This window comes from Actinokineospora iranica (assembly GCF_900101685.1).
Lineage (GTDB): Bacteria > Actinomycetota > Actinomycetes > Mycobacteriales > Pseudonocardiaceae > Actinokineospora > Actinokineospora iranica.
The window spans coordinates 276,388-291,419 of the sequence record NZ_FMZZ01000006.1 but is presented as its reverse complement, the minus strand read 5'-3'; the positions used below and the strand labels follow the sequence as shown (position 1 = coordinate 291,419).

The 15,032-nt window shown below is 70.3% G+C and carries 12 protein-coding genes and 1 pseudogene; 7 read left to right on the top strand and 6 right to left on the bottom strand.

Translation table 11 applies throughout. The annotated features are described in order from the left end of the window. The first annotated feature begins 39 nt into the window (after positions 1-39). Both BLS56_RS15050 and BLS56_RS15045 read left to right on the top strand, forming a co-directional pair. Positions 40-606: a hypothetical protein gene (locus BLS56_RS15050; RefSeq protein ID WP_091450719.1), complete on the top strand. Its 567-nt coding sequence runs from the start codon at positions 40-42 to the stop codon at positions 604-606. Positions 607-711: 105 nt separating this feature from the next. Then, positions 712-1,884 carry a cystathionine gamma-synthase gene (locus BLS56_RS15045; protein WP_091450717.1) on the top strand — a complete coding sequence of 391 codons (1,173 nt, stop codon included), beginning with the start codon at positions 712-714 and terminating at the stop codon, positions 1,882-1,884. A 55-nt stretch (positions 1,885-1,939) separates the two neighbouring features. Here BLS56_RS15045 and BLS56_RS15040 read toward each other — a convergent pair whose 3' ends face one another. Then, positions 1,940-2,206, bottom strand: a complete 267-nt coding sequence (locus BLS56_RS15040; protein WP_091450715.1) for a hypothetical protein — start codon at positions 2,204-2,206, stop codon at positions 1,940-1,942. An 87-nt stretch (positions 2,207-2,293) separates the two neighbouring features. Then, positions 2,294-3,496, bottom strand: coding sequence for a 4-hydroxyphenylpyruvate dioxygenase (hppD, locus tag BLS56_RS15035; RefSeq protein ID WP_091450713.1), 1,203 nt, complete (start codon positions 3,494-3,496; stop codon positions 2,294-2,296). Positions 3,497-3,613: 117 nt separating this feature from the next. On the opposite strand from hppD, the pseudogene BLS56_RS15030 reads away from it, so the two are divergent. Further along, positions 3,614-4,126 (top strand): annotated as a pseudogene (locus BLS56_RS15030) (Lrp/AsnC family transcriptional regulator); the annotation flags it as partial. 273 nt (positions 4,127-4,399) lie between these two features. Here the strand turns inward: BLS56_RS15030 and greA are convergent. Together greA and BLS56_RS15020 are read right to left on the bottom strand one after the other, a co-directional pair. Further along, complete coding sequence (greA, locus tag BLS56_RS15025) at positions 4,400-4,897, bottom strand: transcription elongation factor GreA (RefSeq protein ID WP_091450711.1); 498 nt, start codon at positions 4,895-4,897, stop codon at positions 4,400-4,402. Between the two features lie 177 nt (positions 4,898-5,074). Next, complete coding sequence (locus tag BLS56_RS15020; protein ID WP_091450709.1) at positions 5,075-5,515, bottom strand: DUF4307 domain-containing protein; 441 nt, start codon at positions 5,513-5,515, stop codon at positions 5,075-5,077. 129 nt (positions 5,516-5,644) lie between these two features. Here BLS56_RS15020 and mca point away from each other — a divergent pair, with 129 nt between their 5' ends. From mca to BLS56_RS15005, 3 genes are all read left to right on the top strand, one after another. Continuing rightward, a complete protein-coding gene (mca, locus tag BLS56_RS15015; RefSeq protein ID WP_091450708.1) occupies positions 5,645-6,526 on the top strand; it encodes a mycothiol conjugate amidase Mca in 882 nt (293 codons plus the stop codon). Positions 6,527-6,564: 38 nt separating this feature from the next. Then, the gene (locus BLS56_RS15010) at positions 6,565-6,771 is read left to right on the top strand and encodes a hypothetical protein (protein ID WP_091450899.1); all 207 of its coding nucleotides are present in this window, start codon (positions 6,565-6,567) and stop codon (positions 6,769-6,771) included. Positions 6,772-7,134: 363 nt separating this feature from the next. Next, entirely contained in the window at positions 7,135-8,268 is a 1,134-nt protein-coding gene (locus BLS56_RS15005) for a DUF6801 domain-containing protein (protein WP_139190705.1), read from the top strand. A 115-nt stretch (positions 8,269-8,383) separates the two neighbouring features. Here the strand turns inward: BLS56_RS15005 and BLS56_RS15000 are convergent, their stop codons facing one another. After that, the gene (locus BLS56_RS15000) at positions 8,384-10,903 is read right to left on the bottom strand and encodes a polynucleotide kinase-phosphatase (protein ID WP_091450703.1); all 2,520 of its coding nucleotides are present in this window, start codon (positions 10,901-10,903) and stop codon (positions 8,384-8,386) included. Further along, positions 10,903-12,270 (bottom strand): 3' terminal RNA ribose 2'-O-methyltransferase Hen1, encoded by a 1,368-nt coding sequence (locus BLS56_RS14995; protein WP_091450896.1) that lies wholly within the window; start codon positions 12,268-12,270, stop codon positions 10,903-10,905. Before BLS56_RS14995 ends, BLS56_RS15000 begins: the two co-directional genes overlap by 1 nt. A gap of 701 nt (positions 12,271-12,971) precedes the next feature. Between BLS56_RS14995 and BLS56_RS14985 the strand changes: the two genes are divergently transcribed. After that, complete coding sequence (locus BLS56_RS14985) at positions 12,972-14,969, top strand: thioredoxin domain-containing protein (RefSeq protein WP_091450702.1); 1,998 nt, start codon at positions 12,972-12,974, stop codon at positions 14,967-14,969. Positions 14,970-15,032 lie beyond the last annotated feature (63 nt).

The window sequence follows — 15,032 nt, the reverse complement described above, 5'->3', positions numbered from 1 at the left end:
GTCGCACAAGGCGTCATCCGTTTGGAGGGGGAGCAAGCCATGGGGTATCCGCAGCAGCCCTACCCGCAGCAGCCGTATCCGTACGGTGGCTACCCGCAGGGCGGTTACCCGCCGGGTGGCTATCCGCAGCCGCCCGCGCGTCCGGCCAACCCCGCCACCGCGATCCTGGCGCTGCTGTTCGCGCTGCTGATGGCGGCCTGCTTCACCTGGGCGTCGATCAACTTCCTGGTCTCGTTCAGCCGGGGTCCCGGTCTCGGTTTCGTGTCCGGAGGCGGGTTGGTGATCGTCGTCAGCCGGTTCGTGGTGGCGGGCATGGCGCTGCTCGGCGGGGCGCTCATGCTCGCCAGGCTGAAGGCGGGCGGCGTGCTCGTCCTGATAGCCGCGTTCCTGGGCATTCTGTCGGTGCTGCTGGAGCCGGTGGTGTCCGAGCTGTTCAGCGTCTTCGGTTTCGGTCGCTACTTCGAGTTGCTGTTCAGCTTTGTCGCCACATACACGACATTGCTTGTCTTCGGTCTGGTGACGGCGGTGAGCACGCTGGTGTTCGCGGTCCTGCCCGCCACCTTCAAGTGGCTGGCCCCGCAGCGGCGCGGGTACCCGGGGTACTAGGCACACCGACCGTTCCGGCCGATACACCATCGTGGGCAAACATTCCCCAAAGTGGGATAAGTCCCACATCGTGGTCATGGTGGTCCATGGCCGTAGCCTGGTCACATGGCAGAAGACACGTCGCCTGTGGACGCGACACGGTGGGGCTTCGAGACCCGGGCGATCCACGCGGGCCAGGAGCCCGATCCGCGTACCGGCGCGGTGATCGTCCCGATCTACGCCACGTCCACCTTCGCCCAGGACGGGGTCGGGGGCGTTCGCGACGGGGGCTACGAGTATTCGCGCACCGCCAACCCGACGCGGACCGCGTTGGAGGAAGCGCTGGCTTCCCTGGAGGGCGGTAAGTTCGGGCTCGCGTTCGCCTCCGGGATGGCCGCAGCCGATATCGCGCTGCGGTCGATGACCCGGCCCGGCGACCACGTGGTGCTCGGCAGCGACGCCTACGGCGGCACCTTCCGCCTGCTGGACAAGGTCCTCTCGCTCTGGGGCGTCGAGTACACCTCGGTCGACCTGTCCGACGTCACCGCCACCCGCGCGGCCGTGCGGCCCAACACCAAGGTCATCTGGTCGGAGACGCCGACGAACCCGCTGCTGGGGATCGCCGACATCGCCGCGCTGGCCGCCGTCGCCGCCGAGGCCGCGGCGAAGCTGGTCATCGACAACACCTTCGCCACCCCGTACCTGCAAAGCCCGCTCGGCCTCGGCGCCGATGTGGTGCTGCACTCCACCACCAAGTACCTCGGCGGGCACTCCGACGTCGTCGGCGGCGCGCTGGTCACCTCCGACCCGGAGTTGCAGGAGAAGTTCGCGTTCCTGCGCAACGCCGCAGGCGCGGTGCCCAGCCCGTTCGACTCGTGGCTGGTCCTGCGCGGGGCGAAGACCCTGGCGCTGCGCATGGAGCGGCACAGCGACAACGCCGAGCGGGTCGTGGAGGCGCTGGTCAGCCACAACCGGGTCACCAAGGTCTACTACCCTGGCCTGGCCGACCACCCAGGCCACGAGATCGCCGCCAAGCAGATGCGCCGCTTCGGCGGCATGGTCTCCTTCTCGGTGGCGGGCGGTGAGCAGGCCGCTCTCGACATCGCCGCGCGCACCAAGCTGTTCATCCTCGGCGAGTCCCTCGGCGGCATCGAGTCCCTGATCGAGCACCCCGGCAAGATGACGCACGCCAGCACCACCGGCTCACCGTTGCAGGTCGCGGGCGACATCTTGCGCCTGTCGGTCGGCATCGAGGACGGCGCCGACCTCGTCGGCGACCTCCTGGACGCCCTCGGCTGACGCCTCACATGACGCGAGGCCCGCTCACCCGAGCGGGCCTCTGTCGTCAGTGGATTCAGGGGCGCACCTGGTGCAGGCGGTCGACCGCCGAACCAGGGTGCGACCCCGGCACGATCTCCGGCCCGCCGGGAGCCGCGGGCAGGTCGGCCGGGTCGACACACCCGCCGACCAGTTCCAGTTCGGCGCCGCGCTGCACGAACTCACCCGCGCTGGCGCACCCGGCGCTGCCGACGGTGAAGACAGCGACCCCGGCCAGCACCAACGCCGCGGCCGCGGCGCCCGCGAGGGGGACCGCACCGGCAATTCGAGTGCCGAGGGCCATGCCAGTTTCTCCCCACCTGGATACTTCTGCGGACGAGGGTACCCGCCCCACCTGAGGAGTCGCTGAGTGTGGCCCCCGACACCGGTCTCAGAGGTTGCCGCGCCGCTCCTGCTCCCGCTCGATCGCCTCGAACAGGGCCTTGAAGTTCCCCTTGCCGAACCCGAGCGACCCGTGCCGCTCGATCATCTCGAAGAACACCGTCGGCCGGTCGCCCACCGGCTTGGTGAAGATCTGCAACAGGTACCCGTCCTCATCCCGGTCGACCAGGATGGCGTGCTCCTTGAGCACGTCGATGGGCACCCGCACCGACCCGATCCGCGCCCGCAACTCCGGGTCCTCGTAGTAGGAGTCCGGCACGTCGAGGAACTCCACCCCCGCCGCCCGCATGGCCTTGACGGTGGTCACGATGTCATTGGTGGCCAGCGCGATGTGCTGGCAGCCCGGCCCGCCGTAGAACTCCAGATACTCGTCGATCTGCGACTTCTTCTTCGCGACGGCGGGCTCGTTCAGCGGGAACTTGACCCGGTGGTTGCCGTTGGACACGACTTTGCTCATCAACGCCGAGTACTCGGTGGCGATGTCGTCGCCGACGAACTCCGCCATGTTCACGAAGCCCATCACGCGGTTGTACCAGTCGACCCAGTAGTCCATCTGTCCCAACTCGACATTGCCCACACAGTGGTCGATGGCCTGGAACAACCGCTTGGGCGCGTCCGAGGGCCGGGCGACCGCCCCTTCCGCGGCCACATACCCCGGCAGATACGGCCCGTCGTAGCGGGACCGATCGACCAGCGTGTGCCGGGTGTGCCCGTAGGTCGCGATGGCCGCCACCCGCACCGTCCCGTTCTCATCGGACACGTCGTGCGGCTCATCCAGAATGGTCGCCCCCTGCCTGCGCGCGTGCGCGACGCACCGATCGACATCGGGCACCGACAAAGCGAGGTCGACCACCCCGTCCCCATGCACCCGGTGGTGGTCGAGCAGCGGACTGGCGGGGTCGACGCCGCCCTTGACCACAAACCGGGCGGACCCCGACTCCAGCACATACGCCTTGTGATCGCGATTGCCGGACTCCGGCCCGCTATAGGCGACCAACCGCATCCCGAACGCGATTTGGTAGAACAACGCGGTCTGCGTGGCATTGCCCACCACGAACACCACCGCGTCCATCGCGTGCACCGGGAACGGGTCCCGGCTCTCGTCGTAGTCGACCAGCCCGACAAGCTGACGGAGTTGGTCGTAGCTCACCTCATCCAGCCCAGGCTCACGGTGACCGAGGGTGCCGGTCATGACGTCCTCCTACCTTCGCAGCGGTAAGACGAGCATGTGCCGACCAGTCATCTTGCGCAAGGCAGTGCCGTTTCACTGGTCACATCGCCTAGTCTGACACCAGACCGGCTCGACAAAATGGTCACTCTGCCCAGGAGGTCCACCCCAGTGCCAGAAGACCCCGAATCCACCCTGGACGCCTTGGACGCCCGCCTCCTGCTCCTCCTCACCGACGAACCCCGCCTAGGCGTCCTGGAATGCTCAAGGCGCCTGGGAGTGGCCAGGGGCACAGTCCAAGCCCGCCTGGACCGCCTAGAGCGACGCGGCGTCCTCACCGGCTTCCCACCCGCCCTGGACCTGGCGGCAATGGGCTACGGCCTAACAGCCTTCGCAGTCCTGGAGATCGCACAGGGCAAACGCACAGAAGTAGCGAACCGCCTAAGAGCAATCAACGAGGTCTGCGAAGTCCACGCCACCACCGGCCAAGGCGACCTCCTAGTCCGCATGGTCGCCAAGAACAACGACGACCTACAACGAGTCATAGACCAGGTGGTAGACGTCGAGTGGGTCAGCAGAACCTCAACCTCGATAGCCCTCTCCACCCCAGTAGCCCCACGAGTCCGCCCCCTCCTGGAACGCGCCGCAAGAGCCGACCAACAGACACCAGCCCCCACCCGACAGGCACCCGCCCCGCCAACTGCTCGATGGGGTGGAGTGGTTTCTTCGGGGGAGAAGGAAGATCGCTAAGCTGGCCGCGCGTGTGATGCCGCAGGCTTCCCACCCTCTTTCACACGGGCGATCTTCCTTCGTAGGGGCCCCGAAGAAACCACTCCACCCAATCGAGCACACCGGCCACAGCACCCCAAGACAGAACGAGGGCCGGCTTTCCTGGAGACAGGAAAGCCGGCCCTCGTTGAAGCAGTCTCAGCCGCTGTAAGGCACAGCCTTGTGCAGAGTCACCTTCTGCGTCTTCCCGTTGGGCAGCTCGTACTCCCGGGTCTCGCCCTCCTTGGCGCCCAGCAGCGCCCGCCCCAGCGGCGACTCGGGCGAGTACACCTCCAGCGCCCCCTCACCGCCGCCCTCTTCGCGCGTGGCGAGCAGGAACTGCTCTTCCTCGTCGTCCCCGTCGTAGCGCACCGTCAGCACCATCCCGGGCTCGGCGATGCCGTCGTTGGCGGGGGCCTCGCCGACCTTGGCTCCGCGCAGCAGCTCCTGCAGGTGGCGGATGCGCGCCTCCTGCTGGCCCTGCTCCTCGCGAGCGGCGTGGTAACCCCCGTTTTCCTTGAGGTCACCTTCCTCGCGGCTGGTGTTGATCTTCTGCGCGATGACCGGGCGGTTCTCAATCAGCTCGTCGAGCTCGTGCTTGAGCCGGTTGTAGGCCTCCTGGGTCAACCAGGTCACCTGGGTGTCGCTCACGGTCACCAACTCCTCGTCGTACTCCGGGCCCGTGGTTTCGGGCCAGGCAGTCCCGGGCTTCGTGGGGCACCCGGAATGGAAAAAACACGGCCCTCCTAGGGGCCGTGCAGGTAGCCGAGGGTAGCACGAACAGGGGTTTCTTCCCGCCCGAAATGTCCGTTTCTCTGCCGTTAAGGCCGCAGTTCACCCCGTTGGCGGCTGATCTGTGGACAAGTAAGCGGGGACCTGGTAAGAGCAACCGAAAACGTCCGCTGTCACTGGTTCGGACGCGCCCCGGATGACCGTCGTCACCCGCGCCGACGGCTCGCCCGGCGCGATGTAGACCTCCTTGCGCCCGTTCTCCGTGCCGTCGATTCCGCGGACCCGCACGATGCACACGGCGGGCCGCTCCGGCGTCGTCCGGGTCACGTCGAAGGTCAGTTCCATGCGGTTGTCCGGCTGGTTGCTAAACGCGGTCCGCTGCGCCTCGATCGGCGCCGTCCCCAGGTTCTTGTAGCCGAGATAGGTCACCGCCCCGCCCGCCAGCAGCCCGCAGACGATCAGCACGAGCATGGTCCGCGGGGACCGGCGCGCGCGCGTCGACCCATAGCGGCCCTCCGGTAGGGCTCGACCGGCCACGGTCATCGCGGGGACCTCCTGGGAGCGGTTGTCCGACCGGTGGGAACAATGGGCCCCGCCGGGGGCGTTCGACTATCCGGGTCGAGTATCCGCCGCGTGCGGAGTCCACGTATCAGGAGGGGGCCGAGAGAGGTCATGGCCGAGAAGCTGCGTTTGATGGCGGTCCACGCCCACCCGGACGACGAGTCGAGCAAGGGCGCCGCGACGATGGCCCGCTACGTGGCCGAGGGGCACGAGGTCATGGTGGTGACCTGCACCGGCGGCGAGCGCGGCGACATCCTCAACCCGGCCATGGACCGGCCGGAGGTCGCCGAGGACATCCCGGCCGTCCGCAGGCAGGAGATGGCCAAGGCCGCCGAGATCCTGGGCGTGCGGCACCGCTGGCTCGGCTTCGTCGACTCGGGCCTGCCCGAGGGCGACCCGAAGCCGCCGCTGCCCGAGGGCTGCTTCGCGCTGGTGCCGCTGGAGGAGTCCGTCCCGCCGCTGGTCGAGGCCATCCGCGAGTTCAAGCCGCACGTGATCATCACCTACGACGAGAACGGCGGCTACCCGCACCCCGACCACATCCGCTGCCACGAGGTCTCCGTCGCCGCCTTCGACGCGGCAGGCGACCCGGAGCTCTACCCGGCGGCCGGGGAGCCCTGGACCCCGCTCAAGCTGTACTACTCGCACGGCTTCTCCCGCGCCCGCCTGGTCGCCATGCACGAGGCGGTCATCGCCGCGGGCCTGGAGTCCCCGTACACCGAGTGGCTGGAGAACTGGCCCGCCGACCGCGGCGACATCGCCCACCGGGTCACCACCCGCGTCGAGTGCGCCGACTACTTCGAGGTCCGCGACGCCGCCCTGCTGGCGCACGCCACCCAGATCGATCCGGAGAGCCGCTGGTTCGCCGTCCCGCTGGACATCCAGCGCGCGGTGTGGCCCTATGAGGAGTATGAGCTGGTCCGCTCCCTGGTGGACAGCACCCTGCCCGAGGACGACCTGTTCTCCGGCATCAGTGAGAAGGTGTCCCTGTGATCGAGCTGACCGGTCCGGACCTCTCGGCGACGGTGCCGATGGTCCTGGCCCAGACGCAGCCGCCCCCCCGCCCGGCCGACCCCGGCGGCCAGGGCGAGGACTTCGGCAAGTCGAGCCCGCTGGGCTTTCTGATCCTGGTCCTGTTCTTCGTGGCGGTGGCGTTCCTGATCCGCTCCATGACCAAGCACCTCAAGCGCGTCCCCGCGAGCTTCGACCCGCCCGAGGACGACAAGAAGACGGCCTGACCAGCCGCCAACAGCACCGCGCGCCGCACTCCGGCGCGCGGATCGCCGCTGCCCGCCTCCGGTTGGTGAATACCGTTTCGGTGGGCGTGGTCCCCGCGGTCGCAGCGAAAACGTCACGACCGAAAGCCGCTGGTGACTATCTGTGCCATGCGGCATTCGGGTCTGTTTCGTCGATCGATGACAAAAATGTGGGCGCGAGCGGTTGTGGTAGTGGATTTTCTGGAACGATTTCGCTCTTGCGGTGAAGACTGTTCGGGGTTACTTTGATCACGGCTGCGGTGATCATTTCCTGGGGTCATTTGTCAACTCCGCAACCCTTTTCGCGCTATGTGTCGCATTCTTTTTCCTGTGGGGAGAGAAAATATGAGAACAATATTAGGGGGCGCGCCCCGCCGGGTGCTGACGGCTGTCGCCGCAGGCGTGCTGGCAGTGGGCGCCATGGGGTTCGCCGGCGCGGGCACCAGTTCGGCGGCGAGCCTGCCCTTGGGCTCCGCCTGCTCATTCCCGCTGATCGGCACGCAGGCGGTGGCCGCGGAGATCGAGGCAGCGGTTCCCGCATCCCTGCCGGTCGGTCAGCCCACGCCGATGTTCGACGTCAAGGCGACAATCACTTTTCCAGCGGAAGTCGCTCAGGGATTGAACCTGCTGGGCGCCACCACCATCGAAGGTTCCATCGCGGCGGCGATGACCGTCACGGCCCCGAAGACCACCGTGCCGGTCGAGGTCTCCCTGAAACTTGAGAAGACACCGGTCCCCTCGTCCGGGGCCTTCGAGGTCGTCGTCACCGGTCAAGCCCCCTCGCTGACCTTCTCCCGCCCGGGCAAGGGGCAGATCACCGTCGGCGACCTCGCCACCACGCTGACCCCGAGGACCTCCAGCGGCACCCCGACCGGCCTGGGCACCTTCGAGTCGCCGTGCGAGCAGGGGCCAGGCCAGAACAACACCCTGGCCAAGTTCAAGATCAAGGGCGGTCCGGTCCCCCCGCCGCCCGTGGAGACCAAGAAGGTCGTCTATGGATGTGCCTTCCCGCTGTCCGGCGAGCGGACCGTCGACATGGCGGTGGCGGTGCGGTTCCCCGCCTCGGCCAAGGTCGGTGACACTGTCCAGGGCACGGACCTGAGTGTTGTCGCGACTCTGGACATCGAAATCGTCCGAGTCCTCAGCTTGGTCAGGGCCACCACCATCGAGGGCACCACGACGGCACAGGCCGAGATCGACACCAACGGCGCGGTGGCGGCCGCGGACCTGCCGTTCACCATTCCCCCCACCGCCGTTCCCACGGACAGCGCACTTGACCTGCCGCTCACCGGGGCCGAGTTCCCCGCCTTCACCGCGCATGAGGCGGGCACGGTGAAGATCTCCCTCGGCGACACCTTCACCGGCCAGTGGACCCCCAGGCGGGCCGACGGCTCGGAGACCGGTCTCGGGACCTTCTCCACCCCGTGCAGACTGACAGACGGCCAAGACCCCACGCTGGCCACCATCTCCGTCGGCTGACGCACAGCGAGAACGACCGTGGCCGGGCACCCCCACGCGGGCGCCCGGCCACACCGGTGTGAGCCGAAGGGCGGGCAGGGTGCGCTGCTGCTGACGAGTGGGGTCGCGGCTGGGCTCACAGGCGGGGGTCGACGGGTTCGGATTCCAGGGCGAGGATCGCGAAGACGCACTCGTGCACGCGCCACAGCGGCTCGCCGCGGGTGAGGCGGTCGAGGGCTTCCAGGCCCAGCGCGTACTCGCGCAGGGCCAGCGAGCGCTTGTGGCCCAGTCTGCGGTCGCGCAGCCGCGCCAGGTTGTCCGGTTCGGTGTAGTCGGGGCCGTAGATGACGCGCAGGTACTCGCGGCCGCGCACCTTGACGCCGGGCTGGACGGGTTTGCGGCCCGCGCGGACCAGGTTGGCCGCCGGTTTCACCACCATGCCCTCGCCGCCCGCCGCGGTCATGTCCTCCCACCAGCGGATGCCCGCCGCCACCGACTCCGGGTCCGCCGTGTCGACGGCGAGGGTGCGGGTGCGGGTGAACAGGTCGGGGTCCGCCGCGCGCAGGCGCTCGGCCACCGCCAGGTGCCAGGTGTGCGGGCGGTCGTGGAAGGTGGCGCCCTCGGCCGCCAGGACCTGGAACGGGGCCAGGCGGACGCCGTCCAGGCCGGAGGTCGGCCAGCAGTAGCGGCGGTAGGCGGCGCGGAAGGCGGCGACGTTCGCCGCGCGGGATTCCATGCGCGCCAGCAGGTCCGCCACGGGCACGCCGCGGTCGGCCGCGGCGGACAGCGCCGACAGGGCCGCGGGCAGGGCGGATTCGGCCGCCGCGCCCACCGACGCGTACTGGGACGTGATCAGCTCGCCCGCCTTGGCGCTCCACGGCAGCAGTTCCGCGTCGAGCAGCAGCCAGTCGGTGCCCAACTCGTCCCACAGGCCCGCCGCGGCCGCGCGGACCCGGGCGAGCAGCCGCTCGGTCAGGGCGGCGTCGAAGAACGGGCGGCCGGTGCGGGTGTGCACCGCGCCGTCGCCCTCGATGCCGAAGCGGCGCGGGGCCACGTCCGGGTCCCTGGTGACCAGGACGACGGCGCGGGAGCCCATGTGCTTCTCCTCGCACAGCACGGGAATGCCGCCGAAACCGGCGAACGCCTCCCGCGGGTGCTCCAGCACGTCCCCGTCGGGGTGCGTCTCGGCGGGGGCCATCGTCGGCGGCAGGTACAGCAGCCAGCGCGGGTCCACCGCGAACCGGCTCATCACCTCCAGCGCCGCCGCGGCCTGCTCGCCGCGCACCGTGACCTGGCCCAGCACAGCGGTTTCCACCACGCGCTTGCCGACGACATCGGTCAGCGCGAGGGCGGTTGGCTCGCGGTCGGCGACCGGCTCTGGCGCCAGCGGCCGCACCGGCTCGTACCAGACCTCGTGCGCCTTCACCGACACCACTTCGCGCTCCGGGTACCGCAGCGCGGTCAGCTTGCCGCCGAACACGCACCCGGTGTCCAGGCACATGGTCCCGTTGACCCACTCGGCTTCCGGCACCGGGGTGTGTCCATACAGGACGGTCGCGCTGCCGCGGTAGTCGTTCGCCCACGGATACCGCACCGGCAGGCCGTACTCGTCGGTCTCGCCGGTGGTGTCGCCGTACAGCGCGAAACCGCGCACCCGGCCGGACGCGCGGCCGTGGTAGCGCTCCGGCAGGCCCGCGTGCGCCACGACGAGCTTGCCGCCGTCGAGCACGTAGTGCCCGATCAGCTGATCGCAGAAGGCTTCCACCCGCGCGCGGTACTCGGCGGGCTCCTCGGCCAGCTGCGCCAGCGACTCGCCCAGGCCGTGCGCGACGGTGACCTTCTTGCCGCGCAACGCCCGCACGAGTTTCTGCTCGTGGTTGCCGCACACCGCAAGCGCATTGCCCGCCTCGACCATCCCCATCGCGAGTCGCAGCACGCCCGGGGTGTCGGGGCCGCGGTCGACCAGATCGCCGACGAACACCACGCGCCTGCCCAGCGGGTGCCGCGCGCCGACCGCGCGCCCGCCCGCGTCCCGCTCGATCGCGTAGCCCAGCGTGTCCAGCAGCTCCTCCAGCTCCGCGCGGCAGCCGTGCACGTCGCCGATCACGTCGAACGGGCCGGTCTCGCCGCGCAGGTCGTTGCGCAGCGGCTCGACCACGATCCGCGCGGAGTCCACTTCGGACTCGTCGGAGAGCACGTGCACGTGCCGGAAACCCTCGCGCCGCAACGAGCCCAGCGAGCGCCGCAGCTCGGACACGTGCCGCTTGACCACCCGCGCCCCGAAGTCGCGGTCCGGGCGGTCGGCGTTGCGCCGCACACATGTCGACTCCGGCAGGTCCAGCACGATCGCCACCGGCAGCACGTCGTGCTCGCGGGCGAGCCGCACCAGCTGCGCGCGCGGCTCCCGCTGCGTGTTCGTGGCGTCCACGACCGTGACCCGCCCCGCCTGCAAGCGTTTCCCGGCCACATAGTGCAGTGCCTCGAACGCGGGCACGGTGGCGGACTGGTCGTTCTCGTCGTCGCTGACCAGGCCGCGGAAATAGTCGCTGGACAGGACCTGCGTCGGCCGGAAGTGCCTGCGCGCGAAGGTCGACTTGCCCGAGCCCGAGGCGCCGATGAGCACCACGAGCGCCATGTCGGGAATGGCCAGGTCCATCACGCCTCCTTACGGGAGAACAGAGCGAGCTGCGTCGGCGCGCCGAGTTCGGCGTCTTCTGGGCCGACCGGGGAATACCGGACCGTGTAGCCGCGCCGCTCGGCGACGGCGCCTGCCCACTCGCGGAACTCCGCGCGGGTCCATTCAAACCGGTGGTCGGGGTGCCGCGCCTGCCCGGCGGGCAGCGCGGGGAACAGCGCGTTGTACTCCACGTTCGGCGTGGTCACCACGACATGCGCGGGCCGCGCGGTGCCGAACACGGCGCGTTCCAGCGCGGGCAGCCTGCTCGGGTCGACGTGCTCGACGACCTCCATCAGCACCGCGGCGTCGTAACCCGCCAGCGACGGGTCGGTGTAGGTCAGCGACGACTGCCGCAGCGTGAGCCGCTCCCGGGTGTGGTCGGGCAGCCGGTCCAGGCCCAGCCGCCGCTCCGCCGCCGCCAGCGCGCCCGCGGAGACGTCCGTCCCCACGATCTCGGTGAACGCCGGGTCAGCCAGCAGGTCGCGCAGCAGCGCCCCGCCGCCGCAGCCCAGGTCGAGCACCCGCCGCGCGCCGACCTCGCGCAGCGCGGCGAGCACCGCCTGCCGCCGGACGACGGCCAGCGGCGCCGGGGCGTTCACGGGTTCTGTCAGGGCGTTGTCCAGGCTTTCCTCCGTCGCCCCGTCCAGCTCGGCGAGCTGGGCCAGCGCCGTGCGCACGTATCCGCCCTGGTGAGCGAGGTAGCGGGCGCTGATCAGGTCACGCTCCGGGTGCCCGGCGAGCCAGCCAGCGCCCGCGCGCAGCAGCTTGCCCACCTCGTCCTCGGCGACCCAGTAGTGCTTCGTGTCGTCCAGCACCGGCAGCAGCACGTACAGGTGCTTGAGCGCGTCGGCCACCCGCGCCTCGCCGTCGAGCCGCAGGTCCAGGTAGCGCGAGTCGCCCCAGTCGGGGAACTCGGGGTCCAGCGGCACCGGCCGCGCGTCGACCCGCCAGCCCAGCGGCGCGAACAGCCGCTCGACCAGCGCCGCCCCGCCCCGGCACGAGGTCGCCGGGACCCGCACGGACAGCGGGATCGGCCGCTCGGCCAGCTCCGGCCGGGCGTCGCAGCGGCCGGTCATGGCCGTGCGGAACACCGTCGCCATGGCCACCGCGAGCTGCGACCCGGCCGCGTACGGGCGGTCGCTGACGTGCTGCCCGTCGCGTGGCCGCGCGACCGGGTCGACCTCCAGCAGCAGCGCCGCCGTGCACACGTCCTCGTCGGCGGCCGGGTAGAACACGTGGGCCGCGCCCGCGGCGGTCGAGAACGCCTGCGCCTTCGCCGGATGCTTGAACAGCAGGTAACCCAGGTCGGTCGCGGGCCGGATGGTGGTGGTCAGGGTCAGCAGCACCCGGGAAGTGTCGCGCACCGCCGTGCCCGGCCACACTCGATTTGAGAGGCTGGTGCCATGGCGAACCGGCTCAAGGACTCCACCAGCCCCTACCTGCTCCAGCCAGTTTCCTGTTCTGTCAACTGGTATCGCTCGTCGCCGATTGTGTGCTTCGACAGTATCGAACCCGACACAGCAGCCAGTGAAGGGTGAGTGACGATGCGTGTAACCCGACTGCTCGGGACGTGCGATGACGACGACTGTCCAACGATCTACACCATGGACCGGGGAACGATCCTGGTGCAGTGAGCGGTGACCGACGAGCACGGGCTTACCATCCCGGAGGGGGAAGGAGTGGTGGAGATCCCGACGGACCTGCTTCGGAAGGTGGTGCATGACCAGCTCATCTAGCCTGTACCGAGACTGGTTGGGCAAGCAACTCGCTGCCTGCCCCGCGCTGGAGACCGATCTTGACCCAGAGGTCCGCCTGGCGGACGCCCGGACGCTTCTGGGCGCCTTCCCGCATGATGTGGTCTGGACCTACTGGGCGCCCGGTCAGCAGCTTCGGTCGGCTGCCGCCGTGTCCTGCCCCCGGACGTTCGACCCGACCAGCGAGACGCCCCCGCCCTGTCCCTTGCGCCAGTCAAGCGGGAGAGCGTAGCCGGCCCAGGACTGCTGTGCTCGATCCACGGTGTGGTGCTGGCGAGTGCGACACTGTGCGCATGAACCGACTCGCCAGCGCGACGTCGCCCTACCTGCTCCAGCACGCCGACAACCCGGTCGACTGGTGGGAGTGGGGCCAGGCGGCGTTCGACGAGGCAGCCCGCCGCGACGTGCCGGTGCTGCTGTCGATCGGCTACGCGGCCTGCCACTGGTGCCACGTGATGGCGCACGAGTCGTTCGAGGACCCGGAGGTGGCCGCGATGATGAACGAGATGTTCGTCAACATCAAGGTCGACCGCGAGGAACGCCCCGACGTCGACGCCGTCTACATGACCGCCACCCAGGCGATGACCGGCCACGGCGGCTGGCCGATGACCTGCTTCCTGACCCCGGCCGCCGAGCCGTTCCACTGCGGCACCTACTTCCCGCCCGTCCCGCACCCCGGGATGCCCTCGTTCCGGCAGGTGCTCACCGCTGTGCACCAGGCGTGGTCCTCCGGCGACGCCCAGGTCCGGGAGGCCGGGGCACGGGTGGTGGCCGAACTGGGCGCGACCGCGACACCGCTGCGGGAGTCCCCTGTGGACAGTGCGGCGCTCACGGGCGCGGCGGCCTCGCTGCTGGGCCAGTACGACCGGGCCAACGGCGGTTTCGGTGGCGCGCCCAAGTTCCCGCCCACCATGGCGCTGGAGTTCCTGCTGCGCCACCACGAGCGCACCGGCTCGGTCGAGGCGCTGTCCATGGCGGCGGGATCGGCGCGGGCGATGGCCGACGGCGGCCTCAACGACCAGCTCGCGGGTGGCTTCGCCCGGTACAGCGTGGACGCCGCCTGGGTCGTGCCGCACTTCGAGAAGATGCTGTACGACAACGCTTTGCTGCTGCGCTTCTACGCCCACCTTGCCCGCCGCACCGGTGTCGGGCGCTATCGCGAGGTGGCCGAGGAAACCGCCCGCTTCCTGCTCACCGACCTGGCCACCCCCGAAGGCGGTTTCGCCGCGTCCCTCGACGCCGACACCGAAGGCGTCGAAGGCCTCACCTACGTCTGGACCCCCGCGCAGCTCACCGCCGTCCTCGGCCCAGACGACGGCGCCTGGGCGGCCGACCTGCTCGGCGTCACAGAAGAGGGCACCTTCGAGCACGGCGCCTCCACCCTCCGCTTCCAACGCGAGGTCGACGACGTGCCCCGCTGGCAGCGAATCAAGTCGGCGTTGACCGCGGCCCGCGCCGAACGCCCCCAACCGGCCCGCGACGACAAGGTCGTCACCGCGTGGAACGGCCTGGCCATCGCCGCCCTGGCCGAAGCGGGCGTCGCCATGGCCGAGCCCACCTGGGTCGCCGCCGCCGAACGCGCCGCCGACCTGCTGCTCCGCCTGCACCTGGTCGACGGCAGGCTCCGCCGCACCTCCCGGCACGGCGCGGCCGGAAGCGCGGCCGGGGTGCTGGAGGACTACGGCTGCCTCGCCGAGGGCCTGCTGGTCCTGCACCAGGCCACCGCCGACCCCCGCTGGCTCGACGCCGCCCGCGGCCTGCTCGACACCGCCCTGGCCCACTTCGCCGACCCCGCCGCCCCCGGCGCCTACCACGACACAGCGGACGACGCGGACGCCCTGGTCTGGCGCCCCAGCGACCCCGGCGACAACGCCAGCCCCTCCGGCGCCTCGGCCTTGGCGGGCGCACTCCTGCTCGGCTCGGCCCTGGCGGGCGTCGACCGCGCAGGCGCATACCGAGCGGCGGCAGAGCAAGCCGTCGCCCGCGCGGGCCTGCTGGCCGCCCGCGCCCCCCGATTCGCCGGGCACTGGCTCACCGTCGCCGAGGCACTGGCCCAGGGCCCGGTCCAGGTGGCCGTCGTCGGCTCCCCCGAGGACCGGGCCGCGCTGGTCGCCGCGGCCGTCCACCACGCCCACGGCGGGGCGGTGATCGTCGCGGGCGAGCCCGACCAGACCCCACTGCTGGCAGACCGCCCCCTGGTCGACGGTCAACCGGCGGCCTACGTGTGCCGTGGATACGTCTGCGACCGCCCCGTGACGACGGTGGACGACCTGGTCACCGCCCTCACCTGATCCGCTCCCCGCGAACACCCCCGCTTACCGGCGTACAGGCGTAACTTGAGTAGTGCGGTAATC